This is a genomic window from Bradyrhizobium sp. MI1.10 (assembly GCF_055811035.1).
In genome coordinates, this window is record NZ_JBVVPN010000003.1 from 48398 (window position 1) to 71682 (window position 23285).

General features: G+C 64.2%; 25 protein-coding genes. 13 read left to right on the top strand and 12 right to left on the bottom strand.

Annotated features, from left to right (window positions below; translation table 11 throughout):
• Window positions 1-41 precede the first annotated feature (41 nt).
• The 6 genes from murI to AC0L3K_RS04440 all read left to right on the top strand — a co-directional run bounded on the left by murI (window position 42) and on the right by AC0L3K_RS04440 (window position 5227).
• Complete coding sequence (gene murI, locus AC0L3K_RS04415) at window positions 42-839, top strand: glutamate racemase (RefSeq protein WP_219684976.1); 798 nt, start codon at window positions 42-44, stop codon at window positions 837-839.
• A gap of 57 nt (window positions 840-896) precedes the next feature.
• A complete protein-coding gene (locus AC0L3K_RS04420; RefSeq protein WP_219684977.1) occupies window positions 897-1670 on the top strand; it encodes an HpcH/HpaI aldolase family protein in 774 nt (257 codons plus the stop codon).
• Window positions 1671-1743: 73 nt separating this feature from the next.
• The gene (locus tag AC0L3K_RS04425; RefSeq protein ID WP_473365490.1) at window positions 1744-2109 is read left to right on the top strand and encodes a cupin domain-containing protein; all 366 of its coding nucleotides are present in this window, start codon (window positions 1744-1746) and stop codon (window positions 2107-2109) included.
• 105 nt (window positions 2110-2214) lie between these two features.
• The gene (locus AC0L3K_RS04430) at window positions 2215-2982 is read left to right on the top strand and encodes an acyltransferase (RefSeq protein WP_354128082.1); all 768 of its coding nucleotides are present in this window, start codon (window positions 2215-2217) and stop codon (window positions 2980-2982) included.
• Between the two features lie 197 nt (window positions 2983-3179).
• Window positions 3180-3797 carry a 30S ribosomal protein S4 gene (gene rpsD / locus AC0L3K_RS04435; protein ID WP_007602315.1) on the top strand — a complete coding sequence of 206 codons (618 nt, stop codon included), beginning with the start codon at window positions 3180-3182 and terminating at the stop codon, window positions 3795-3797.
• 353 nt (window positions 3798-4150) lie between these two features.
• Entirely contained in the window at window positions 4151-5227 is a 1077-nt protein-coding gene (locus tag AC0L3K_RS04440) for a threonine aldolase family protein (RefSeq protein WP_473365491.1), read from the top strand.
• Between the two features lie 92 nt (window positions 5228-5319).
• On the opposite strand, the gene AC0L3K_RS04445 is transcribed toward AC0L3K_RS04440, so the two are convergent.
• The 4 genes from AC0L3K_RS04445 to grxD are packed head-to-tail and all read right to left on the bottom strand — an operon-like array spanning window position 5320 to window position 8798.
• Window positions 5320-6582, bottom strand: coding sequence for a serine hydrolase domain-containing protein (locus AC0L3K_RS04445; protein WP_354128080.1), 1263 nt, complete (start codon window positions 6580-6582; stop codon window positions 5320-5322).
• 1 nt (window position 6583) lies between these two features.
• Window positions 6584-7870 carry a serine hydrolase domain-containing protein gene (locus AC0L3K_RS04450; RefSeq protein ID WP_354128079.1) on the bottom strand — a complete coding sequence of 429 codons (1287 nt, stop codon included), beginning with the start codon at window positions 7868-7870 and terminating at the stop codon, window positions 6584-6586.
• A gap of 46 nt (window positions 7871-7916) precedes the next feature.
• Complete coding sequence (locus tag AC0L3K_RS04455) at window positions 7917-8468, bottom strand: O-acetyl-ADP-ribose deacetylase (protein WP_473365492.1); 552 nt, start codon at window positions 8466-8468, stop codon at window positions 7917-7919.
• 3 nt (window positions 8469-8471) lie between these two features.
• Window positions 8472-8798 (bottom strand): Grx4 family monothiol glutaredoxin, encoded by a 327-nt coding sequence (grxD, locus tag AC0L3K_RS04460; RefSeq protein WP_007602294.1) that lies wholly within the window; start codon window positions 8796-8798, stop codon window positions 8472-8474.
• Window positions 8799-9038: 240 nt separating this feature from the next.
• Between grxD and egtB the strand changes: the two genes are divergently transcribed.
• On the top strand, window positions 9039-10331 hold the full coding sequence (gene egtB, locus AC0L3K_RS04465) for an ergothioneine biosynthesis protein EgtB (protein ID WP_354128077.1): 1293 nt from the start codon (window positions 9039-9041) through the stop codon (window positions 10329-10331).
• Between the two features lie 52 nt (window positions 10332-10383).
• On the top strand, window positions 10384-11355 hold the full coding sequence (gene egtD / locus AC0L3K_RS04470) for an L-histidine N(alpha)-methyltransferase (protein WP_007602290.1): 972 nt from the start codon (window positions 10384-10386) through the stop codon (window positions 11353-11355).
• A gap of 165 nt (window positions 11356-11520) precedes the next feature.
• Here egtD and AC0L3K_RS04475 read toward each other — a convergent pair whose 3' ends face one another.
• Together AC0L3K_RS04475 and AC0L3K_RS04480 are read right to left on the bottom strand one after the other, a co-directional pair.
• A complete protein-coding gene (locus AC0L3K_RS04475) occupies window positions 11521-12738 on the bottom strand; it encodes a low temperature requirement protein A (RefSeq protein WP_473365493.1) in 1218 nt (405 codons plus the stop codon).
• Window positions 12739-12762: 24 nt separating this feature from the next.
• On the bottom strand, window positions 12763-12999 hold the full coding sequence (locus tag AC0L3K_RS04480) for a BolA/IbaG family iron-sulfur metabolism protein (protein WP_007602284.1): 237 nt from the start codon (window positions 12997-12999) through the stop codon (window positions 12763-12765).
• A gap of 202 nt (window positions 13000-13201) precedes the next feature.
• Here AC0L3K_RS04480 and AC0L3K_RS04485 point away from each other — a divergent pair, with 202 nt between their 5' ends.
• The gene (locus AC0L3K_RS04485; protein ID WP_027567668.1) at window positions 13202-13561 is read left to right on the top strand and encodes a DUF427 domain-containing protein; all 360 of its coding nucleotides are present in this window, start codon (window positions 13202-13204) and stop codon (window positions 13559-13561) included.
• A 196-nt stretch (window positions 13562-13757) separates the two neighbouring features.
• Here AC0L3K_RS04485 and AC0L3K_RS04490 read toward each other — a convergent pair whose 3' ends face one another.
• Window positions 13758-13931: a DUF1328 domain-containing protein gene (locus AC0L3K_RS04490; RefSeq protein WP_007602280.1), complete on the bottom strand. Its 174-nt coding sequence runs from the start codon at window positions 13929-13931 to the stop codon at window positions 13758-13760.
• Window positions 13932-14120: 189 nt separating this feature from the next.
• Here AC0L3K_RS04490 and AC0L3K_RS04495 point away from each other — a divergent pair, with 189 nt between their 5' ends.
• A complete protein-coding gene (locus AC0L3K_RS04495; RefSeq protein WP_354128116.1) occupies window positions 14121-15299 on the top strand; it encodes an acyltransferase family protein in 1179 nt (392 codons plus the stop codon).
• Window positions 15300-15399: 100 nt separating this feature from the next.
• Here AC0L3K_RS04495 and purL read toward each other — a convergent pair whose 3' ends face one another.
• Window positions 15400-17610: a phosphoribosylformylglycinamidine synthase subunit PurL gene (purL, locus tag AC0L3K_RS04500; protein WP_354128075.1), complete on the bottom strand. Its 2211-nt coding sequence runs from the start codon at window positions 17608-17610 to the stop codon at window positions 15400-15402.
• Between the two features lie 182 nt (window positions 17611-17792).
• Between purL and AC0L3K_RS04505 the strand changes: the two genes are divergently transcribed.
• Complete coding sequence (locus tag AC0L3K_RS04505; protein ID WP_007602274.1) at window positions 17793-18272, top strand: PaaI family thioesterase; 480 nt, start codon at window positions 17793-17795, stop codon at window positions 18270-18272.
• 74 nt (window positions 18273-18346) lie between these two features.
• Window positions 18347-19303, top strand: a complete 957-nt coding sequence (locus AC0L3K_RS04510) for a DMT family transporter (protein ID WP_354128074.1) — start codon at window positions 18347-18349, stop codon at window positions 19301-19303.
• A 3-nt stretch (window positions 19304-19306) separates the two neighbouring features.
• Here the strand turns inward: AC0L3K_RS04510 and AC0L3K_RS04515 are convergent, their stop codons facing one another.
• Both AC0L3K_RS04515 and purQ read right to left on the bottom strand, forming a co-directional pair.
• Window positions 19307-20278 carry a tripartite tricarboxylate transporter substrate binding protein BugD gene (locus AC0L3K_RS04515; RefSeq protein WP_007602270.1) on the bottom strand — a complete coding sequence of 324 codons (972 nt, stop codon included), beginning with the start codon at window positions 20276-20278 and terminating at the stop codon, window positions 19307-19309.
• On the bottom strand, window positions 20275-20976 hold the full coding sequence (purQ, locus tag AC0L3K_RS04520) for a phosphoribosylformylglycinamidine synthase subunit PurQ (RefSeq protein ID WP_007602268.1): 702 nt from the start codon (window positions 20974-20976) through the stop codon (window positions 20275-20277). Before purQ ends, AC0L3K_RS04515 begins: the two co-directional genes overlap by 4 nt.
• A 164-nt stretch (window positions 20977-21140) precedes the next feature.
• Here purQ and AC0L3K_RS04525 point away from each other — a divergent pair, with 164 nt between their 5' ends.
• On the top strand, window positions 21141-22157 hold the full coding sequence (locus AC0L3K_RS04525) for a magnesium and cobalt transport protein CorA (protein ID WP_219684990.1): 1017 nt from the start codon (window positions 21141-21143) through the stop codon (window positions 22155-22157).
• A gap of 10 nt (window positions 22158-22167) precedes the next feature.
• On the opposite strand, the gene purS is transcribed toward AC0L3K_RS04525, so the two are convergent.
• Both purS and purC read right to left on the bottom strand, forming a co-directional pair.
• A complete protein-coding gene (purS, locus tag AC0L3K_RS04530; RefSeq protein WP_007602264.1) occupies window positions 22168-22410 on the bottom strand; it encodes a phosphoribosylformylglycinamidine synthase subunit PurS in 243 nt (80 codons plus the stop codon).
• A 12-nt stretch (window positions 22411-22422) separates the two neighbouring features.
• Window positions 22423-23190, bottom strand: a complete 768-nt coding sequence (gene purC / locus AC0L3K_RS04535; protein WP_171944915.1) for a phosphoribosylaminoimidazolesuccinocarboxamide synthase — start codon at window positions 23188-23190, stop codon at window positions 22423-22425.
• Between the last annotated feature and the right edge of the window lie 95 nt (window positions 23191-23285).

The window sequence follows — 23285 nt, forward strand, 5'->3', positions numbered from 1 at the left end:
CCAAAAACCGAATGGTAACCATGTCCGGCTAGAGTGATCACGTGACCAATTCTCCGACGATTCTGGTGTTCGATTCCGGCCTTGGCGGGCTCACGGTCCTGCGTGAGGTCGTGGCCGCGCGCTCCGACGCGCATTACGTCTACGTCGCGGACGACGCCTTCTTCCCCTATGGCCACCACAGCGAGGACGCGATCATCGCCCGCGTGGTGCCGTTGATGGGGGAACTGATCGGCACGCACGATCCTGACCTCGTCGTCATCGCCTGCAACACGGCGTCTACCCTGGTCCTATCGCACTTACGCGCCGCTTATTCCTTGCCCTTCGTCGGCACGGTGCCGGCGATCAAGCCGGCCTGCGCGCAGTCGAGGAGCCGGCGCGTGTCGGTGCTCGGCACCAAAGGCACGGTGAAGCGCGAATACACCAAGGCGCTGATCCGCGATTTCGCGCAAGGCTGCGAGGTGACGCTGGTCGGCTCGCCCGAGCTGGCCGCGCTGGCTGAAGCCGAGCTCAGCGGCTCTCCCGTCAGCGACGACGCCATCCTCGCCGAGCTCGCCCCGTGTTTCGTCGGCGATGCCGGGGACGCAGGCGCACGCACTGACACCGTGGTGCTCGCCTGCACGCATTACCCGCTGCTGCTCGACCGGCTGAAACAGCTCGCGCCCTGGCCGGTCGACTGGATCGATCCGGCGCCCGCGATCGCCCGCCGCGTCTCGGATCTGCTCGGCCCGCACACCGGCGGCATCGCGCAATCCGGCGCCGAGATGATCTTCACCTCGAATCGCGTGCATGGCCTTTCGGCCGTGCTGACGCCGTTCTTCGGCGGCCGCATTCCGGCCTGACCTTGCGCCTCGGCGACGCGCTGCTAGGCTCCGTCGTCATCCCTTCGCAGGCATAACATGTCGGTCCCCGCAACTCCGCTCAACCGTCTCCGCCAGCTCTGGCGCGAGGGTCGTCCCGCCTTCGGCGCGATCGCGACGATCCCGAGCGTGCAGACCGTGCAGATCATGGCGCGCTCACTCGACTGGATCATCGTCGATCTCGAGCATGGGCCGATTGGATTGACCGAAGCACATGCGATGATCGCGGCCACCACCGGCACACCGTGCACACCGCTGGTGCGGATCGCGGCGAACGAGCCATGGCTTGCGAAGGCACCGATGGACATCGGCGCCTTCGGCATCAATTTCCCGATGATTACCAATCGCACTGAAGCCGAGAAAGCGGTGCGCAGCGTGCGCTATCCGCCACGCGGCGATCGGCTCTGGGGTCCGTTCCATGCGCCATTCCGCTGGGGCCAGTCGATGCCGGACTACATGGCCAGCGCCGACGACGAGATGATCTGCATGATCACGATCGAGCACGTCGACGCCGTCAACCGCATCGACGAGATCATGGCCACGCCCGGCATCGACGTCGCCGTAATCGGCCCCGGCGATCTCGCCACCTCCATCAACAAGCGCGGCCAGATGGACGATCCGGAATTGCTGGAGCTGGTGGCGCGGGCCGAGGCCGGCATCCTCAGAAGCGGCGTGCCGATCGGCGGCGTGGCGCGGACCGCAGACCAGGCCAACGCCTTGGTCGACCGCGGCTACCGCGCGATCGCGCTCGGCTTCGACTGGTCGCTATTCCAGCGCGGCATCATTGCGGCGTTCGAGGGGATCAAGCGCTGACGGCAAAGCCGATTGCCACCTTGCCGGGAACTGCTGCGCTGCTAGGCTCAGTCGTTCCAGGGAGGAAAAAACCATGTTCAAAAAGACTTTGCTCGCTCTCGCCTTCACCGGCCTCGCTGTTGCGGCCTTCGCCCAGCAGCCCGGCATCAAACGCACCCCGCTCCAGAAGGTCGAATTTCCGGATGGCTACAACACCATCACGGCCATCGCGGAGGTCCCGGCGGGCGGCGCGGCCGGTCGCCATACCCATCCGGGCATCGAGACCGGTTACGTGCTCGAAGGCGAACTCAATCTCCTTATCGACGTGAAAGCTGGCGATTCCTACCAGATCCCGGCAGGCGTCGTGCATGACGCCAAAGCCCACGGCGATAAGGCTATGAAAGTGCTTGGGGTTTACATCGTCGATAAGACCAAGCCGCTGGCCTCGCCGGCACCCTGATGCGGCGAACCGACCGGCCCCACGCGGGTTGGTTCGTGCTAGAGCAGGCGGCGAGCGGGAACCCCGCTCGCTGCACAAACTTTAATCAGGGGAAACCAAAGAGCGATGCGCGGGACGCCCAAGACCATTTCGCTGCCGCGTCGCCTGATTGTCGACCTCATGCACGCCTCGATGGGCGTGCCCTTCGTGTCCCTGTCCCGTTCGCTCGATATCGGCCCTCTGCTGGAGGCCCGCACGGGCGCGATGGCGCTAGCCGGCTGGGCCGCTATGTTCGTCAAGGCTTTTGCCCTGGTCGCCAGGGACGAGCCGGTCCTGCGTACCGTCTATGCCAAATGGCCCTGGCCGTCGCTTTACGAACTGCCGAAGAGCGTGGCGTCGGTGGCCATTGCCCGGGTCGAGGGCGGCGAGGAATGCGTGATCCCGCAGCGAATCGTCGCTCCCGAGGCCATGACGCTGGCTGCGGTCGATGCCGAGATCCGGCACGCCAAGACCGCCCCGATCGACGAAATTCCCATGTTCCGCAAGATCATGCGGGCGACCCGCCTGCCGCTGCCGCTGCGGCGGCTGTCCTGGGCGATAGGACTGAATTTCGGCCGGCAGCGCGGCAACTGGTTCGGCAGCTTCGCGGTGAGCTCGGTGGCCGCCTATGGCGGTGGCGAGCTTCACCCCATCACGCCCGGACCCTTCATCGTCAGCTATGGGGTGGTCGGGCCTGACCAGACCATCCATGTCGTGATTCGTTGGGATCACCGGGTCACCGACGCCGCCCCCATCGCCCGGGTCCTGACGCGGCTGGAACAGGTGCTGAACACTGAAATCGCTGCCGAATTGCGGGCGGCCGGGTCGAAGCCGATCCGGGCGGTCGGAACGTGATTCCAGGCCATTCGCATTGACAGCGAGCCCCAAATCCCCCTAAAAGCCGCTTGCTCGCGGGCCGATTTCGGCCCGCGAAGCGTTTCGCGACCCGTGGTCCTGTCCCTTAAGCTTTGGGGATCGGACCTGTCAGTGCCGGGCTAGCCCGTCACACAGGAGGGCGCGTTTCCTCAAACCAAGTACCTGAAGAGGACGCGATGACTAAGCGCAGTGAGGCGAAGTACAAACTCGATCGCCGTATGGGCCAGAACATCTGGGGCCGCCCGAAGAGCCCCGTGAACCGCCGCGAATACGGCCCCGGCCAGCACGGCCAGCGGCGCAAGGGCAAGCTCTCCGACTTCGGCGTGCAGCTGCGCGCCAAGCAGAAGCTGAAGGGTTACTACGCCAACATCTCCGAGCGTCAGTTCCACAGCATCTATGTCGAAGCCAGCCGCCTCAAGGGTGATACCGGCGAGAACCTGATCGGCCTGCTCGAGCGCCGTCTCGACGCGGTCGTGTACCGCGCCAAGTTCGTCTCGACGATCTTCGCCGCGCGCCAGTTCATCAATCACGGCCACGTCAAGGTGAACGGCCGCAAGGTCAACATCTCGAGCTATCTGGTCAAGCTCGGCGATGTGATCGAGGTCAAGGAATCCTCCAAGCAGCTCGCTCACGTTCTCGAAGCCAGCCAGCTCTCCGAGCGTGACACCCCCGACTATCTCGAAGTCGACCACGGCAAGATGACCGCGAAATACATTCGCATCCCGCACCTCTCGGACGTGCCGTTCCCGGTGCAGATGGAGCCGCATCTGGTCGTCGAATTCTATTCGCGCTGATAGTTCGGCAAATCAATCGCTCAAAGGCCCTGGTTCTCCGGGGCCTTTTTGTTTGATAGCATGCCTTCGATGTCTCGCACGGCCGACCAGTTCGCCAACACTCTGCCTTCGGCAGCGCCGACTAAAGCGGCGCTTCGAGCATGGGAGGCCCTCTCCCGCGACGAGCAGATCTGCCGATATCAGGGGCTGCTCGCTCTGCCTGATTGCAATATCTTTACGGCCGACACGCCAGACGAAATCCTTCTCGCCGCGCGGCAGCGCGTCACTCAACGTTCTCGTGGCTAGTTCAGGTCCTTGAGAAACGCACGCAATACGTCGCAACGATTCGACTAGGTGAAATGACGAGACCAGCCATGCTCTACACCCCTTCCCCGATCGATCCCAAGGCGCCGCCGGTGCGCATCAATCTGCTCTCGGACACGCAGACAAAGCCGACACCTGCGATGCGCGAGGCGATGGCGCGGGCGGAGGTCGGCGACGAGCAGGTCGGCGACGATCCGACCGTGAACGCCCTGTGCGCGCGCGTCGCCGAGCTGCTCGGCAAGGAAGCCGCGGTGTACATGCCGTCAGGCACGATGTGCAACGTCACCGCGACGCTGGTGCATTGCCGCCCCGGCGACGAGATCCTCGCGCATGAAAGCGCGCACATCATCGCGCGCGAAGGCGGGGCCCATGCCGCGATCGGCGGCTTCCAGGTCACGCAATTGAAGGGACCCGACGGCCAGTTCACGCCGGAGACGTTCCGCAAAGCGCTGCATCCGCGCACCCGCTACCAACCGCCGCAGACCGTGGTCAGCGTCGAGCAGACCGCCAATATCGGCGGCGGCACGATCTGGAAGAAGGCCGCGCTCGACGAGATCGTCGCGATCGCGAAACAACATGGCCTCGTCACCCACATGGACGGCGCGCGCCTGCTCAACGCCACTGTCGCGAGCGGCATCTCGCCGCGCGACATGACCGCGGGCTGGGATTCGGCCTGGATCGACTTCTCGAAGGGCTTGGGCGCGCCGATCGGCGGCGTGCTGGCGGGCTCGCGCGCTTTCATTGATGCGGTCTGGCAATGGAAGCAGCGGCTCGGCGGCTCGATGCGACAGGCCGGAATCTGCGCGGCGGCTTGCATCTACGCGCTCGACCATCACGTCGAGCGGCTTGCCGACGATCACGCCAATGCGCGCGCGCTCGCCCGCGGATTGTCGCAGATCGCAGGCGTCGAGGTGCAGGAGCCCGAGACCAACCTGGTGTTCTTCAAGCCCGATGGTGCCGGCATTCCCGGCGACAAGATGGTCGCGGCGCTGCGCCAGCGCGGCGTCACGCTTGCGATGATGGACGGCCGCATCCGCGCCTGCACCCATCTCGACGTCAATGCGGCCCAGGTCGAGGAAACGATCGGCTACGTCCGAGAGATCGTGCGCGGAGCGTGGGCCCCGTAGCCCGGGTGAGCGCAGCGATACCCGGGACTTCACTCGCAGGGTCCCGGATGTCGCTGCGCGCTCATCCGGGCTACGCAAACCGCAAAAAGACTCTACCGCCCCATCGCCTGGTAGATCAACGTCTTCAGCGCCAGTTGAATCCGGCCACGCTGCGTCGGGGTCTGCACCATGAAGATCCCGAACAGATCGTCCTCGGGATCGATGAAGAAGAACGTGCCGCCGACGCCGTCCCAGCGATATTCGCCGAGCGGCCACGCCGTCCCAGGGGGCACCGAGGTGCGCACGGCGAAGCCGAGACCAAAGCCGGAAGATCCACCTGGATAATAGTTCTGGTCGCGCGCGATCTTCGTCTCCGGCCCGATATGATCCGAGGCCATCAGCGCGATGGTCTCCGGCTTGAGATAGCGTCGGCCCTCATAAATTCCGCCATTCAGCAGCATCTGTGCGAAGCGGGCGTAGTCGCCTACCGTGCCGACCATGCCGCCGCCGCCCGATTCCCAGGTCGCGGGGCGCCTGATGTCGCGGACCTGCGTCGTCGGATTGATATTGCGATCCTCCGGCATCGGCTCGGCGATGCGCGGGAATTTGGCGGGATCGGCGACGAAGAAAGCCGTCTCGGTCATGCCGAGCGGATCGAGCAGCCGCTCCTTCTCGAACTGCAGCAGCGACTTTCCGGCAATGATTTCGACGACGCGGCCGAGCACGTCGGTGGAATAGCCATAATCCCACACCGTGCCGGGCTGCTCGACCAGCGGCAGCGTGGCGACCTTGGCGGCGAATTCGGCGTTGGTCAGATTGCTGTTGAAGAGATTGGCGTCCGCGTAGAGCTCGCGCACCATACCGCCGCCGTAATAGCCGTAAGGCAGCCCTGAGGTGTGGCGCAGCAGATCCGTGATTGTGATGGGTCGCTCCAGCGGCTCCATCGCCAGGGCGACTTTGCCGTCCTCGGCCTTCTTCTCGATACCGACCTTCATGCCGGCGAAGGCCGGAATGTATTTCGAGACGGGATCGTCGAGCGACAGCTTGCCCTCCTCAACCAGCATCATCGCCATGACTGAGGTGACCGGCTTCGACATCGAGTAGAGGCGGAAGATCGTGTCCGCGCTCATCGAGAGTTCGGTCGCGAAGTCGCGGACGCCGAAATTCTGGTAATACACCGGCTTGCCGTGCTGCTGAAGCAGCAGGATGGCGCCGGGGATCTTGCCGGTGGCGACCTCGTTGCGGATGTAGTCGGAAACCTTCGCCAGCCCCGCGGGCGAGAGCGTGCGGACCGCAGGTCTCTCGGAACCCGCCTTCGCAACGATGCCGCCGGCGAGAAGAACGAGCGCCGCGATCAATGCGCGGCGCCCGAACATGTCAATTCTCCATCGCTTCATAGACCAGCTGCTTCAATGTCCGCTGCACGCGCTGGCGCTCGGTCGGGGTCTGCTCCAGCAGCACGAAGAACATGTCCTGCTTGGGATCGATCACGAAATAGCAGCCGGAGGCGCCGTCCCATTTCAATTCGCCGAGATCGCCGGGCGGCGGCGGTTTTGCGTTGCCGGGATCGGTGCGGACCGCAAGTCCGAGACCGAAGCCGAAGCCATCGCCGGGGAAGTAGAAATAATCGCGATCGACGCCCGACTTGGGGCCTATCTGGTCGGTGGCCATCAGCTTGAACGTCTCGGGTTTGAGAATGGTCTTGCCGTCGAGGCTGCCGCCGTTGAGCAACATCTGCGTAAAGCGCTCATAATCAGCCATGGTCGTAACCATACCGCCGCTGGCGAACTGGATCTTCTTGACGACCGTCGGATCATTGATCCGCCCGACCCGGAAATCGCTGTCGTTCGGCACCGGCTGCGCCAGCAGCTTCTGCTTCTCGGGATCGGTGACGAAGAAGCCGGTGTCGACCATGCCGAGGGGGTCGAGCAGCTTCTCCCGCTCGATCTCGATGAGCGGCTTGCCGGCCGCGACTTCCATGACTCGCGCCAGGATGTCGGTGGAATGGCCGTATTGCCACAGCGCGCCCGGCTGGTTGTGCAGCGGAAGTTTTGCGATGCGCTCGGCGAACTCGGCGAGGTCGAAATCGCCGGCATAGATGTTGGCTTCGCGATAGGCCTTGCGGACCAGGCTGTCGCCGTAGAAGCCGTAGGTGACGCCCGAGGTGTGCGTCATCAAATCGTGCACCGTCATCGGCCGGTTCGGCGGCACGAGCTCGAGCGACTTGGTGCCGTCCTCGGCTTTCTTCTCGACGCCGACTTTCACATTGGCAAAGGACGGAATGTATTTCGAGACGGGATCGTCGAGCTTGATCGTACCTTCCTCGATCAACTTCACTGCGACGACGGAAGTGATCGCCTTGCTCATCGAGAACAGGCGGAAGATCGTCTTGTCGGTGATCGGCGCCTTGCTGACCGCGTCTTGCACGCCGAAGACTTCGTGGTAGACCGGCTTGCCATGTTGCTTGATGAGCACATTTGCGCCGGCGATCTTGCCGGTCGCGACCTCGTTCTTGAAGAAGTCGGTGACTTTGGCGAGCTTGTCCTGGTTGAAATGCGCGCCGGCCGGAATCTCGTAGGTGCCCTCCGCCCGCGCGAACGACATCGCACCTAACGGCACAAGCGCGGCGCAGACCAGCGCGCGCAGTCCAGACTGTGAAATCATATCCCCTCCCCGGAACATGGCCCGGCGGAGTGTACCGACCACGTCATCAGGCACAAGGGCCGCCATACCGCGCCAGAACGTCCGCGTGCAGAGCCGCGCTCTTTTCCGAGAAACAACAAAATACGACGTCGACGACCAGCGGCGCGGCCGGCAGGGCTTCAATGGTCGCATGGACCGCAATCTTCGCGGCCTGGTCGGCCGGAAAGCCGTAAACCCCGGTCGAAATCGCGGAGAACGCCACGGAGGTCAGCTGATTGGCCTCACAGAGCTCGAGCGCACGGCGATAACAGGAGCCCAGCGCCTCTGCCTCGCCGCGAGTGCCGCCGTGCCAGACCGGGCCGACCGCATGGATCACATGGCGCGCAGGAAGAAGGTAACCCTTCGTGATCTTGGCATCGCCGGTCGGGCATCCTCCGAGCTTCCGGCACTCGGCTAGAAGCTCGGGCCCGGCCGCCCGATGGATCGCGCCATCGACGCCGCCCCCACCCAGGAGCGACGTGTTGGCCGCGTTGACGATGGCGTCAACGCTCAGCGTGGTGATGTCAGCAACGATGACCTTGAGCTCCGCGCCGCCGATCCGGCGCGTCAGTTGGGTCATGTATCAGGCCGCGACAGCGACGCCCTTTTCGGAGAAGAGCTGCTGCAATTCACCAGCCTGGAACATCTCGCGGACAATGTCGCAGCCGCCGACGAACTCGCCCTTCACATAGAGCTGCGGAATGGTCGGCCAGTTCGAATAGTCCTTGATGCCGTTGCGCAGTTCGGCGGATTCGAGAACGTTGAGGCCCTTATAGCCGACGCCGATGTGGTCGAGAATCTGGACGACCTGGCCGGAGAACCCGCATTGCGGAAATTGCGGTGTGCCCTTCATGAACAGAACCACGTCGTTCGACTTCACTTCGTTGGCGATAAATTCCTCGATGCTCATATCCGTGTCCTTCTGGGCGGAGCCCACTCCAATCGCTTCGGGCTGGCTCAGCCGATTTAACCCGATCCCTGCCTATATATGTAGCCCAAACCGTTGTGCATCCAAAGTAAAATGGCGGCGAGCGGCCCCTGGGCGGACCGCTCTCGGCAACAGCGGCCCATTGCATGATGCCACGAATATCATCGCCAGGGAGGACTTTCATACCGTCACGGAGCCCCTATCTAGGACGAACCCGGCGTTTTGGAACCCGGCAACGCCAACAACGTTCTCTTGTCCTGTCTGGAGAAAAACGTGACGAAACAAGCCTCCGCTACGGCCCCCGCCCCGTCACCGTCGGCCGATTTGGGCGGCCTTGCCCAGAGGCTGGAGGACGCGTTTCTCACCGTCCGCGACGAGACCGAGCGCAGGGCCGCGCCGCTGTCGCCGGAGGACCAGCAGATCCAGTCCATGCCGGACGCGAGCCCGACGAAATGGCACCGGGCGCACACCACCTGGTTCTGGGAGCAGTTCGTGCTCGGCGAGCACTGTGCGGGCTACCAGCCCTTTCACCCTGACTTCGCTTTCCTGTTCAATTCCTATTACGTCAGCGCCGGTCCGCGCCATTCCCGCAATCACCGCGGCGACATCACCCGCCCGAGCGCCGATCAGGTCGGCGCCTATCGAAAATATGTCGACGCTGCCGTCGTGAAATTCTTCCGCGACGCCGGCGAGGACAAGCTTCGCGAGATCGCGCCGCTGGTCGAGGTCGGCCTCAATCACGAGCAGCAGCATCAGGAATTGATGGTCACTGACATCCTGCACGCTTTCGCGCAGAACCCGATCCCGCCGGCCTATGATCCGGACTGGCGCTTCCCGGCCGCGACGCCGGCCAGTGAGGATTGGCTGACGCTGAACGAAGGCATCCACACCGTCGGTCACGTGGATGACAGTTTTCATTTCGACAACGAGAAGCCGGCGCATCGCGCCCTCGTCGGCCCGGTCAAGCTCGCACGCAATCTCGTCACCAATGGCGAATGGCTCGCCTTCATGCGCGACGGCGGCTACCGGACCGCAACGCTGTGGCTGATGGACGGTTTTGCAGCCGTCAACAACGAGGGCTGGGACGCCCCCGGCCATTGGCGCGAGATCGACGGCCAATGGCATGTGATGACGCTGGCCGGCCTCAAGCCGGTCGATCCTGACGCGCCCGTCTGCCACGTCAGCTATTACGAGGCTGACGCCTTTGCGCGCTGGGCCGGAAAACATCTGCCGACCGAGATGGAGTGGGAGGTCGCGGCCCGCGCGGGCCAGCTCAACGATGCCTTCGGCATCGTCTGGCAGTGGACGCGATCGTCCTACTCGCCTTACCCCGGCTATCGCGCCATCGAAGGCGCGCTCGGCGAATACAACGGCAAGTTCATGGTCAACCAGCTGGTGCTGCGCGGCTCTTCGCTTGCAACCCCGGAGGGGCACAGCCGTATTACCTATCGCAACTTCTTTTATCCGCACCACCGCTGGCAATTCACGGGACTGCGGCTCGCCGACTACGAGTAAAATTCTCATCCGACGACAAATGCGCGCCGGACAGCGCGTTCAGGAGAGTATCATGAATGTGCACGCCAGCGCTTTGGCCGAAGCCCATCTTCCCGACGAACAAACCACCGCCTTTGCGCGCGAGGCCATCGAGGACCTCTCGCAGCAGCCCAAAAAGCTGTCGCCGAAGTATTTCTATGATGCGGCCGGATCGGAATTGTTCGAAGCGATCACACGGCTGCCGGAATATTACCCGACGCGCACGGAGCTGGCGATCCTGAAGGAGCGGGGCAGCGAGATCGCAAAGATCATTCCGGAGCACGCCGCCCTCGTCGAATTCGGCGCAGGCGCGACCACAAAGGTCCGCCTGCTGCTCAACCAGTGCAAGTTCGCGGCCTATGTGCCCGTCGACATCTCTGGCGACTTCCTCACGGCGCAGGCTAACGGCCTGAAGCGGGATTTTCCGTCACTCGGCATCTACCCGGTGGCGGCCGACTTCACCACGCCGTTTGAGCTGCCCAAGGCGGTGGCGACGATGCCCAAGGTCGGGTTCTTCCCGGGCTCGACCATCGGCAATTTCGAGCCGCATGAAGCGCAGGCCTTCCTGAAGAGCGCGCGCGCCATCCTGGGCCGGGGTGCGCAGATGATCATCGGCGCCGACCTCGAGAAGGAGGAGCGTCTGCTCCACGACGCCTATAACGATGCCGCCGGCGTCACCGCGCGCTTCAACCTCAATGTGCTGGTGCGGATCAACCGCGAGCTCGGCGGCAATTTCGACCTCTCCGCCTTCACCCATCGCGCGATCTACAATCGCGAGCGGCACCGCATCGAGATGCACCTGATCAGCAAGAAGAGCCAGACCGTGCGCCTGCTCGGCACCAGCTTTTCGTTCCGCGCGGGCGAGAGCATCCACACCGAGAACAGCTACAAATACAGCCTCGAGCGTTTTGCCGCGCTGGCGCAGGGCGCGGGCTGGCGTGTGCGTGAGAGCTGGACCGATGCCGCGAAGATGTTCTCGGTGCACGCGCTGGAGGCGGCGGAGTAGAAATTCCTCCGTTTCCTGCGGCGCATCCTTCGAGACGCCCGCCTTAGGCGGGCTCCTCAGGATGAGGACGGTATCCGTGGCAGCAGTTTCGACGGGCACCGGCGCTGATTAGCCTCATCCTGAGGAGACCGCGGAGCGGTCGTCTCGAAGGACGAGGCGTTCAAGTCAGGCGCTACCGCGGTCCGTGCTCTGATGCTCCTCGGCTTCTTCCGGCGTCGATCCCAGCGAGACCGACTCCCATACCGCAACAACGATCATGATCACCGTTGCGGCGACCGACAGCCATAGCGGGGACAGCTCGGCGGCAAACCACGACAGCGCCGCGAGCGCGATGATGCCAATCCCATGCGAGAGCTGGAGGAAGCCGCGGATCGCGTGCTTGAACAGGATCGTGCCGACCAGGAACAGCAAGGGACCGCCGATCGTGCTGACGATGATCCTGATATCGGACTGCCCGAACGGATGCTTCAGCACGAGCTCGTCGGAGACCGCGGTCAGGATGATGCCAGCGACGATCGGCATGTGCAGATAGGTGTAGGCGAGCCGCGCCAACCGGCCGGATTCGGCGGATTTCGAGATGCGCTCGGCGCCGGCCTCGGCGCCCTTGTGGAAATAGACCCACCACATCGCAATGCTGCCGACCAGCGCGGAGACGAAGGCCAAAATGTTGTCCGCGGTCCAGTCCAGCTCGGCAAAGGTCGCGCCGTTGACGACGACGGCCTCGCCAAGCGCGATGATGACGAACAGCGAGCAGCGCTCGGCCATGTGGCCGCCTTCGACGGCCCAGGCCTCGACCGACGAGAAGCCAAGCTTCGGCACCCAGAAGCGGACCGCCGGCGAGATGTATTCGATCGTCAGCGCCACGATCCAGAACCATAGTCGCGCCTCGTCATGGGCGAGGCCGCCGAGAATCCAGAAGATCGCGGAGACCGAGAGCCACGTCAGGATGCGGATCGCATTGTGCCGGACCGCAGTTCGATGCCGCGGCGTTGCAAACATCCAGAAGGCTGTGCGCCCGACCTGCATCGTTGCGTAGGCGATCGCGAACCACAGGCCCCGCTCCTCGAACGCGGTCGGGATCGTCGTGGACAGCACGAGACCGCCCAGCATCATCAGGAAGATCAGGATCCGGACCGGCGTCAGTTCGGGATCGAGCCAGTTGGTGACCCAGGCGGTGTAGACCCACACCCACCATACCGCGAGAAACAGCACCGCGACATGCACCGCACCGAGCGGCGTGAAATGGTGCAGCAATGTGTGCGAGACCTGCGTGATCGCGAAGACGAAGACCAGGTCGAAGAACAGCTCGGCATTGGTGACGCGGCTGTGCTGGTTTGGCAGGATGACGCGAAACATCGCGCCGCGCGGATTGTCCGCAGCCATCGTCATCCCCCCGTCACGAGCAGATCAGGCGCCCGGCACACCGGTTTGCAGCGCCAGCGCATGCAGCACGCCGCCCATCTGGCCGCGCAGGGACTGATAGACGATCTGGTGCTGCTGGACGCGGGACTTGCCGCGGAAGGTTTCCGAGATCACGGTCGCGGCATAGTGATCGCCGTCCCCGGCGAGGTCACGGATGGTCACCTCGGCATCGGGGATCGCCGCCTTGATCATCGCCTCGATATCGTGGGCGTCCATTGGCATTCGGGTCGTGCTCCTGTCTCGGCTGCAATCAGCCTTGTCGTAGAATCGCTGCCGGGGTCCGGATATGCAAAGCCGGCGGGCCCAAACTTAGCGTGAACGGCCTTCTACGTCACGCCTTCCGGCACTATATCGGTGATCCGATCTGGATAAAGCCACGACAAAGTGCCGCGCGCGGCAGAGCGATCGAAAAAGGCGTGAAATCATGAAGCTTCCAGGGCCCGACCACCCCATCACCATCACCCCAAATCCCCGGCGCGTCCGCGTCACGGCCGGCGATATCGTGATCGCCGAGACCACCAAGGCGCTGACGCTGAAAGAGGCGAAATATCCGGCGGTGCAATATGTGCCGCGACAGGACGCCAATATGGCGCTGCTGGAGCGCACCGACCGTGTCACCCATTGCCCCTACAAAGGGGATGCGAGCTATTACAGCGTCAAGGCCGACGGCAAGACGCTGGATAACGCGATCTGGACCTATGAGGCGCCCTTTCCCGCGATGACCGAGATTTCGGGCCATCTCGCCTTCTATCCGGACAAGGTGAAGATCGAGGAAGTGGGGTAAGCCCACATAGGGCCTGCTGTCATGGCCGGGCTCGTCCCGGCCATCCACGTTCTTGGCTGCCGCGGATACAAAGGACGTGGATGCCCGGGACCCGGCTCCGCCAAGGCTTCGCCGGGCTACGGGTGTTGGGCCGGCGAAGCTTCAGCGAAGACGGCAAGCGCGGGCACGACGACTGGGAATGCTGACGCGAGCCCCGCTACGCCCTGAATATCGTGAGCCCCAGGATCAGTAGCACCAGGAAAATCGCGACGAACACGTAGAACAGGAAGCGGGCGATGTCGGCGGAGGCGGCCGAGATGCCGGTGAAGCCGAGCACGCCGGCCACGATCGAGACAAGTAGGAAGATCAGCGCCCATTTCAGGATCGTCATCGCCAGCTCCGAAATTGTACCGCTTGCCGCGGTCCCAAGCCCTTTTGGCGAACGCTAACTTCGTCGCAGGGAACTGGTTCCTAGCGGTCTCGAGACCTGCGGGCGTCCCAAACGACCCTTGCTGAATCCGGTTCCCGGCGGCAAAGTCCGGCCGGGACGGAAAGCGCGACCGGGGCGGCCACGATGACGATGTCACATTCAGCGACGATCGGCGCAGAGGCGCACGCGGTGCCGAAGGCCAAGGCGCGCAATCTGTCGCTCGATCGCGCCCGCACCTTCCTCACGCTGGTGGTGCTGCTGCACCACGCCGTCATTCCCTACACCTATTTCGGGCACACCGATCCGGCGTCCTGGATCGGCTTCGACATCGTCGTGCTGGCCACCGACAGCTTCTTCATGGCCATGTTCTTCTTCCTGTCAGGACTGTTCACCTGGCCGGGCATCGCGCGCAAGGCGCCGTCAGTTTTTCTCCGCGACCGCCTGTTGCGGCTCGGGCTGCCGTTCGCGATCGCGGCGTTCACCGTGATTCCCCTCGCCTATTACGCGATCGCGCTGCGGCACGATCCCGGGCTGAGCTTCACGGCGTTCTGGTGGAAGACGATCACGGTTGGCCCGTGGCCGAGCGGCCCGATCTGGTTCGTGTGGGTGCTGCTGGCGTTCGACCTGACCGCGAGCTTGCTCTACCGGGTCTCCGCGCATCTGGTCGACCCGGGCAACCGCGTGTCGCTACGCGGATTCGACCAGCCGGCCGTATTCTGGCTGCTGCTCGTCGTCGTGACGACAATCGCCTACGTGCCGGCGCTGCTCTATTTCGGCGGAAGCAAATGGTTCGAGCTCGGGCCGTTCTCGGTGCAGGCGAGCCGCATCCTGCTCTACTTCGCCTATTTCTTCATCGGCGTCAGCGTTGGAGCGGCGAACTTCGATCGCGGCATCCTCAGCGCCGGCGGCCAGTTGCCGAAACAACGCTGGCTCTGGGTGATCGCCACGCTGATCCCCTACTGCCTGATGTGGGGCATGATCTACATCAAGCGCGAAGTTCTGGGCAATCCAGACCCGCAGCCGCACTGGTATCAGGCGATCTACGGCACGTTCTTCGTGCTGTTCTCAGGCTCGATCCTGCTCGCGATCCTCGCCTTCTTCCTGCACCAGAAGTCGCCGGGCCCGAACCTGCTCGACCGCATGCAGGCGGATGCCTACGGCATCTTCCTGGTGCACTACCCGATCGCGTTGTGGATCCAGTACGCGCTGTACGACTACAGCTGGCCTGCGATCGTGAAAGCCACGATCGGCTTCGTGCTCACGGTGACCTTGAGCTGGGGACTGACTGCGGCCTTACGGAAGATTCCGGGGGCCTCGCACGTGTTGTGAGGCACGATACCGTAGCCCGGATGAGCGAAGCGATATCCGGGAAACCTCACGACAAAGACCCGGATGTCGCTTCGCTCATCCGGGCTACCGGTTCAGCGCCTCAGGCCGCTTTCCCGCCCATATACTCCGGCAGCCAGCGCTCGAACGATGCCCTGAGCGTGTCAATCGCAACAGGCGCCTCGCCGGCGATCGCGACGGCGTCGCCGCCGGTGGTGCCGATCCGCACGCAGGGCACCTCGCAGCCGCGCATCTTGGCGAGCACGCGGCCGGCCTCGGTTTCAGGCACGGTGACGAGATAGCGCGCCTGGTCCTCACCGAACCAATAGGCCTGAGGCACCAGCGCGGTCGGCGCCGCCAGCAGTTTGGCGCCGATGCCGCTCGCCATCGCCATCTCGGCCAGCGCGATCAGAAGACCGCCGTCGGAGAGATCGTGCACGGCGGTCGCGGTGCCCGCATGGATCATGCCGCGCACGCAGTCGCCGTTGCGCTTCTCGGCCGCGAGATCGACCGGCGGCGGCGCCCCCTCCTCGCGACCGCAGATGTCGCGCAGGTAAACGGACTGACCGAGCCAGCCGTGAGTTTCGCCGATCAGGAGGATCGCCTCGCCTTCGGCCTTGAAGGCGAGCGAGGCCGACTTGGTGAAGTCGTCGAGCAGGCCGACGCCGCCGATGGAGGGCGTCGGCAGGATCGCGCGGCCGTTGGTCTCGTTGTAGAGCGAGACATTGCCGGAGACGACCGGGAAGTCGAGCGTGCGGCAGGCTTCCGAGATGCCCTTCAGGCAGCCGACGAACTGGCCCATGATCTCGGGCCGCTCGGGATTGCCGAAATTGAGATTGTCGGTGATCGCAAGCGGCTTGCCGCCGACGGCGGTGATGTTGCGCCAGGCTTCCGCCACGGCCTGCATGCCGCCTTGATAAGGATCGGCCTCGCAATAGCGCGGCGTCACGTCGACGGTCAGCGCCAGGCCCTTCGGGCCGTCCTGCACGCGCACCACGGCGGCATCGCCGCCGGGACGCTGCATGGTGTTGCCGAGAATGACGTGGTCGTACTGCTCCCAGACCCAGCGCTTGCTGCACATGTCGGGCGTGCCGATCAGCTTTTCGAGCGCGGCACCGAGACTCATCGGCGCCGCCACTTCGCGCGCATGCACGACAGGCAAAGCGGCGGAGGGGACATGCGGGCGGTCATAGAGCGGCGCCTCGTCGCCGAGTTCCTTGATCGGCAAATCGGCCATGACGTCGCCGCCATGCTTGACCACAAAGCGCTTGCTCGGCGTGGTGTAGCCGACCACGGCGAAATCGAGGCCCCACTTCTTGAAGATCGCCTCGGCCTCTTTCTCCTTCTCGGGCTTGAGCACCATGAGCATGCGCTCCTGACTCTCCGAGAGCATCATCTCGTAGGCGCTCATGCCGATCTCGCGCGTCGGCACCGCATCGAGATCGAGATCGACGCCGAGATCGCCCTTGGCGCCCATCTCGACCGCCGAACAGGTCAGACCCGCCGCGCCCATGTCCTGGATCGCGATGACGCAGCCCTTCTCCATGATCTCGAGGCAGGCCTCTAACAGCAGCTTTTCGGCAAAGGGATCGCCGACCTGGACGGTCGGGCGCTTCTCTTCGGACTTGTCGTCGAACTCGGCCGAGGCCATCGAGGCGCCGTGGATGCCGTCGCGGCCAGTCTTGGAGCCGAGATAGACGATCGGCATGTTCACGCCGGAGGCGGCGGCATAGAAGATCTTGTCGGTATCGGCGAGGCCGACCGCCATCGCGTTGACGAGAATGTTGCCGTCATAGCGGGTGTGGAAGCGGACCTGACCACCGACCGTCGGCACGCCGAAGGAATTGCCATAGCCGCCGACCCCGGCGACGACGCCGGAGACGAGATGCCGCGTCCTGGCATGCTCCGGTGCGCCAAAGCTCAGCGCATTGAGGCAGGCGATCGGGCGCGCGCCCATCGTAAAGACGTCGCGCAAGATGCCGCCGACGCCGGTGGTCGCGCCCTGGTACGGCTCGATGTAGCTCGGGTGGTTGTGGCTCTCCATCTTGAAGACCACGGCCTGGCCGTCGCCGATGTCGATCACGCCGGCATTCTCGCCCGGGCCCTGGATCACCCAGGGCGCCTTGGTCGGCAGGCCCTTCAGATGGAGGCGCGAGGATTTGTACGAGCAGTGCTCGTTCCACATCGCCGAGAAGATGCCGAGCTCGGTGAAAGTTGGCTCCCGCCCGATCAGCTTCAGAATGCGCTCATACTCGTCCGGCTTGAGCCCGTGGGCGGCAATAAGCTCGGGAGTGATCTTGGGTTCGTTCTTCATGGATTCGAGGCTTTCGACGGCGGTGGGCCGTTCTTAGGAACATCGGACGGCTTGGAAAAGCCCTTTATGGCGCATTTTCCCGCTGTCCACGTTTTGCGGCCGGGGGCTGCGGGAACAGGAATTGCACAGCGTGGACAGATCGGATTTAAGGGCAAACGACTCGCAATTGAAGGCCCATTTCCTTGCACGAATTGACCAAAGCGCCCCCGCCCCGCCGCCCCGACCTCCACGTCGCCACCGATGGGGAATTCCAGGGCTGGCGAACCTGGATTCGCGACAGTTTTGAGAGCCATATCGGCCCGTTCTGGCACAGGATCGAGGACGACGGCAGCGTCCGCTCGGCGTTCCGGGTCGAGAAGAAGCACCTCAACGGCTCCGGAAACGTCCATGGCGGCTGCTTCATGGCATTCTCCGACTATTGCCTGTTCGCGATCGCCACCCACGAGCTGGATGGGCCGGCCGTGACCACCAATTTCGCCTGCGACTTCCTCGACGCGGCACGCGAAGGCGAGCTGATCGAATGCGTCGGCGAGGTCTCCCGCGCCGGCGGCTCGTTGATCTTCCTGCGCGGCAAGCTGACGTCAGGCGGGCGGCCCCTGTTCACCTTCTCCGGCACGATCAAGCGGGTGAAGCGGAAGCCGGCACCACAGCCAAACGCATAGCTCGCCGCCTTCCCTTTTGGCGCCCCGTCGCCCAGACTTGGGTCCAGCGCTGTCGCGCCGGGAGCAACACCAAGGTGCCGCAGAGCACACCGCCGACGGGTCGCGCCTCGGCCTCGCCGCTGCCGTCCATGCCCGCCACCAGCGCGCGCAACTGGCGTGACTATGCGCTGCTGGTCGCGCTGGCCTGCTGCTGGAGCTCAACCTATCCGCTGGCCAAGCTCGCGCTGGATACGATCCCGCCTGTGACCTTCATCTCGGCGCGCTCGCTGATCGCGGCCGCCTTCCTGTTCGCGATCCTGTGGATGCGCGGCGTCAGGATTCCGACCGATGCGAAGGCCTGGAAGCTGTTCGCGACCCAGCAATTGATCAACTCGACCTTTCCGTTCCTGATCATCACCTGGTCTCAGCAATATGTGCCGGCGTCGAACACGGTGGTGCTGGCCTCGACCACGCCGATCTTCGCCTTCCTGATCACCTCCCTGATCACGCGTCACGAGCCAGCAACGCTGTTGAAGCTGTTGGGCGCGCTCCTCGGCCTTGCCGGCACAATCGTCATCGTCGGCCTGGATGCGCTGCGCGGCGTCGGCAGCGAGATCGTGGCGGAGATCGCCATCCTGCTCGCCACCATCTCGTTCGCCTGCGCAACCATCTTCGGGCTGCGGCTGTCCGAATACGATCCGATGGTGGTGGCAGCCGGCTCGCTGCTGTTCGGCGGCCTCGTGCTGCTGCCGCCTTCGCTGATCATCGACCAGCCCTGGACGCTGCACCCGACGCCGACGGCGATCATAGCCACCATCGTCATGGGCATCGTCTCCAGCGCCGTGGGGCTGATGCTGTTCTACATGTGCCTGGGACGGCTCGGCACGCTGACGACCAACGCGCAAGGCTATTTGCGCATCCCGATCGGCGTCGGCCTCTCCGTGCTGCTGCTCGGCGAGATCGTGCCCTCGAACCTGGCGCTGGGCCTGGTGCTGGTCATGGCGGGCGTCGCCGCGATGACGGTGCCGACGGAACGGCTGAAACGACGCTAGCTATTACTTGGCGTCGTCAGCCAGCATCTTCCGATACTTCTCGACGTCGCGCGTCACGAGCTTTTGCAGCACCTCGGGCGTGTGCTCGTCGGGATCGGGTGCCACGGTCGAAAGATCGGCGAACCGTTTCTTCACCGCGTCGGTTTCCACGGCCGTACGCGCGGCGGCATTCAGCCTGGCGATGATCGCCGGCGGGGTGCCCTTGGGCGCGAACAGGCCGTTCCAGCCCTGCGCCTCGAATTCGGGCAGGCCGGCTTCGGCTGACGTCGGCAGGTCGGGCACTGTGGCGAGCCGGACGGTCGAGCCGACCACGAGCCCGCGCGCCAGCTTCTCGTTGATCGACTGCGAGACCGAGGCTGCCGCATCGCAGACGCCGTCGATCTGGCCGCCGATCGCGTCGGTGAGCGCGGGCGCGGCGCCGCGATAGCCGACCAGCGTCGCGTCGATCCCGGCGGCTGTGACGAAGCTCTTGCAGATCAGGTAATTCGAAGAGCCGACGCCGGCATGGCCGAGATTGATCTTGCCCGGATTGGCCTTGGCGTAGGCGATGAACTCCTTCAGGTCCTTTGCCGGAAAATCTTTGCGCACGGCGATGATGCCGAACGTTTTCGCCACCATGGCGATCGGCACGAAGGAGTCCGGCGTGAACGGCAGTTTGGGATAAATCGTATAGGTCGCGGCGTTGGTGCCGGCATTGCCGATCGCAATGGTGTAGCCGTCAGGCTCGGCGCGGGAGGCACGCGCCAGTGCGGTCGATCCGCCGGCGCCGGCGACGTTCTCGATCACGATGGTCTGGCCGAGCGCGATGCCCATCTGCTCGGCAACGGTGCGCGCGATCACGTCGGAGGTGCCGCCAGCCGCGAACGGCACGATCATGGTGACGGGACGCTTGGGGAAATCCTGCGCGAGCGCGGCTGTCGCGAACGCAACCACGGCGACAGCGGCCGGCAGCCGCTTCAGCACGAACGCAATCACGCGGCTTTTTCCAGATGCGCGGTGATGCCAGCGAACAGGCCGCGGCCGTCGGTGCAGCCCATGATGTCTTCGACGTGGTTTTCCGGATGCGGCATCATGCCGAGCACGTTGCCCTTGTCGTTGACGATGCCGGCGATGGATTGCGCGGCGCCATTGATGTTGCTGATATCGTCGATCGCGCCGTCGGCCGAGCAATAGCGGTAGAGCACGCGACCCTCGCCTTCGAGCCGCTTGATGGTCTCGGCATCCGCTGCATAATTGCCCTCGCCATGCGCGATGGGCACGCGGATCACCTGCCCGGCATTGTAGCCGCGCGTGAACGGCGTGTCGGAGCGCTCGACGCGCAGATGCACGTCGTGGCAGATGAATTTCAGCCGCGCATTGCGCATCAGGACGCCAGGCAAGAGGCCGGACTCGCAGAGGATCTGAAAGCCATTGCAGACGCCGAGCACGAGACCGCCCTTGGCCGCATAGTCGCGCACCGCGTCCATCACCGGCGCCCGCGCCGCAATCGCGCCGCAGCGCAGGTAATCACCATAGGAGAACCCGCCGGGAACGACCACGAGGTCGGTACCATCAGGCAGCGACGTCTCGGCATGCCAGACCATTGTGGGCTCGCTGCCCGAGATCAGCCTCAAGGCACGCGCCATGTCGCGCTCGCGGTTGATTCCGGGAAAGACGAGGATGGCGGCTTTCATGGCAGAGGTTCCGAACGAGGATTGAATGGGGCTGGCACGGCTGCCAAATCGGCAGCAGACATAACCATTTGACGGGGATTTTACCAGTGCTAGCCTTGCCCGCGAGCGTTGTGCACAGGCCATAGCCCGCCATTCGGCCGATCGATTCGCCCGGGATCAAAGCCATGAATGTCCCCTCGCTGCCCGCATCCCTCTCCGAGCCGGTGTCCACCGAGGGCGTCATCGCCGCCGGTGCCTATGTCGACGGCCGGCGCGTCGCCAATATCGCCATCAGCGAAGCCTCGAGCTGGCGGGCGAAGCCCGGCCACGTGGTCTGGATCGGGCTGCACGAGCCCGACATGGCGCTGCTCAGCGCGGTGCAGAAGCAGTTCGACCTGCACGAGCTCGCCATCGAGGACGCCAACCATGCCCATCAGCGACCGAAGATCGAGCAATATGGTGAGGCCCTGTTCATCGTGGCGCGCACGGCGCAACTGATCGAGGGCCGGATCGCCTTCGGCGAGACGCACATCTTCGTCGGCGAAGGCTATCTGGTCTCGGTGCGCCACGGTGCGTCGACGTCCTACACGCCGGTGCGCGAACGCTGCGAAAGCTGCCCGCGAGCGCTCGCGCGCGGCGAGGACTACATCCTCTACGCCATTCTCGATTTCATCGTCGACAACTACTCGCCCGTGCTCGAGAGCATTCACGAAGAGGTCGAGAGCATCGAGGATGACGTGCTCTCCAAGTCGATCAGCAAGGCGCAGATCGAACGGCTCTACATGCTGCGCCGCGACCTCTTGCGGCTCCGGACCGCGATCGGCCCTCTGGTCGAGGTCTGCCGCCGGCTCGAGCACGACGAGCTGGCGATGGTGCGCGCGACGATGCAGCCGCTGTTCCGCGACGTCACCGACCACGTCCGCAACATCCAGGAGCGGATCGATTCGATGCGCGAGGTGCTGGCGTTCGCCTTCGAAGCGAGCCTGCTGGTCGGCCAGGCCCAGGAGACGGCGGTCTCCAAGAAGCTCGCCTCCTGGCTCGCGATCATCGCGATCCCGACCGCGCTCGCCGGCATCTACGGCATGAACTTCAAGCACATGCCGGAGCTGGACTGGGAGTACGGCTATTACACGCTGCTCGGCGTGATGCTAGTCTCGTGCGGGGCGCTGTACTGGCGTTTTCGTCGGGTCGGGTGGCTGTGAGCCATCCCGTTCACCCGATCAGCTCGACCCGATAATTCTCGATCACGGTGTTCGCCAGCAGCTTGTCGGCGGCGTCCTTCAACGCCGCCTCCGCTTTCGCCTTGTCCGCGCCGGCGAGCTCGATGTCGAACACCTTGCCCTGGCGGACGCTGGCGACGCCGTCGACGCCGAGCGACTTCAACGCACCCTCGATCGCCTTGCCCTGCGGATCGAGGATGCCCGTTTTCAACGTCACGGTAACACGTGCCTTCACGTCAGATTCCTCTTAGCTCTTCACCAGCACCGGGCCGGAGCCCGCCGGACGCTCGTTCTCCATGAGGATGCCGAGACGCTTGGCGACTTCGGTATAGGCCTCGAGCAGCCCACCGAGATCCCTGCGGAAACGGTCCTTGTCGAGCTTCTCGTTCGACTTGATGTCCCACAGACGGCAGCTATCCGGCGAGATCTCGTCGGCGACGATGATCCGCATCATGTCGTTCTCGAACAGTCGGCCGCACTCCATCTTGAAGTCGACGAGGCGGATGCCGATGCCGAGGAAGAGACCGGTGAGGAAGTCGTTGACACGGATGGCAAGCGCCATGATGTCGTCGATCTCCTGCGGTGTCGCCCAGCCGAAAGCGGTGATGTGCTCTTCCGACACCATGGGGTCGTTGAGCTGGTCGTTCTTGTAGTAGAACTCGATGATCGAACGGGGCAGCTGCGTGCCCTCCTCGATGCCGAGGCGCTGCGACAGCGAACCGGCGGCAACGTTCCGCACCACCACTTCGAGCGGCACGATCTCGACTTCGCGAATCAACTGCTCGCGCATGTTGAGGCGGCGGATGAAATGGGTCGGCACCCCGATGTCGTTGAGGTGCTGAAACAGGTACTCCGAGATCCGGTTGTTGAGGACACCCTTGCCCTCGATCACCTGATGCTTTTTCGCATTGAACGCGGTGGCGTCGTCCTTGAAGTGCTGGATCAGGGTACCGGGCTCCGGGCCTTCGTAAAGAACCTTTGCCTTGCCTTCATAAATGCGACGCCGACGGCTCATGGGGATGTACCGTGTTTTGTTGAAATCCATGTATCTGGTGTGCTCCGGTTGACGAGACTACGACCCACAGCGGAGCTGCCGTGAACGGCCCGGAA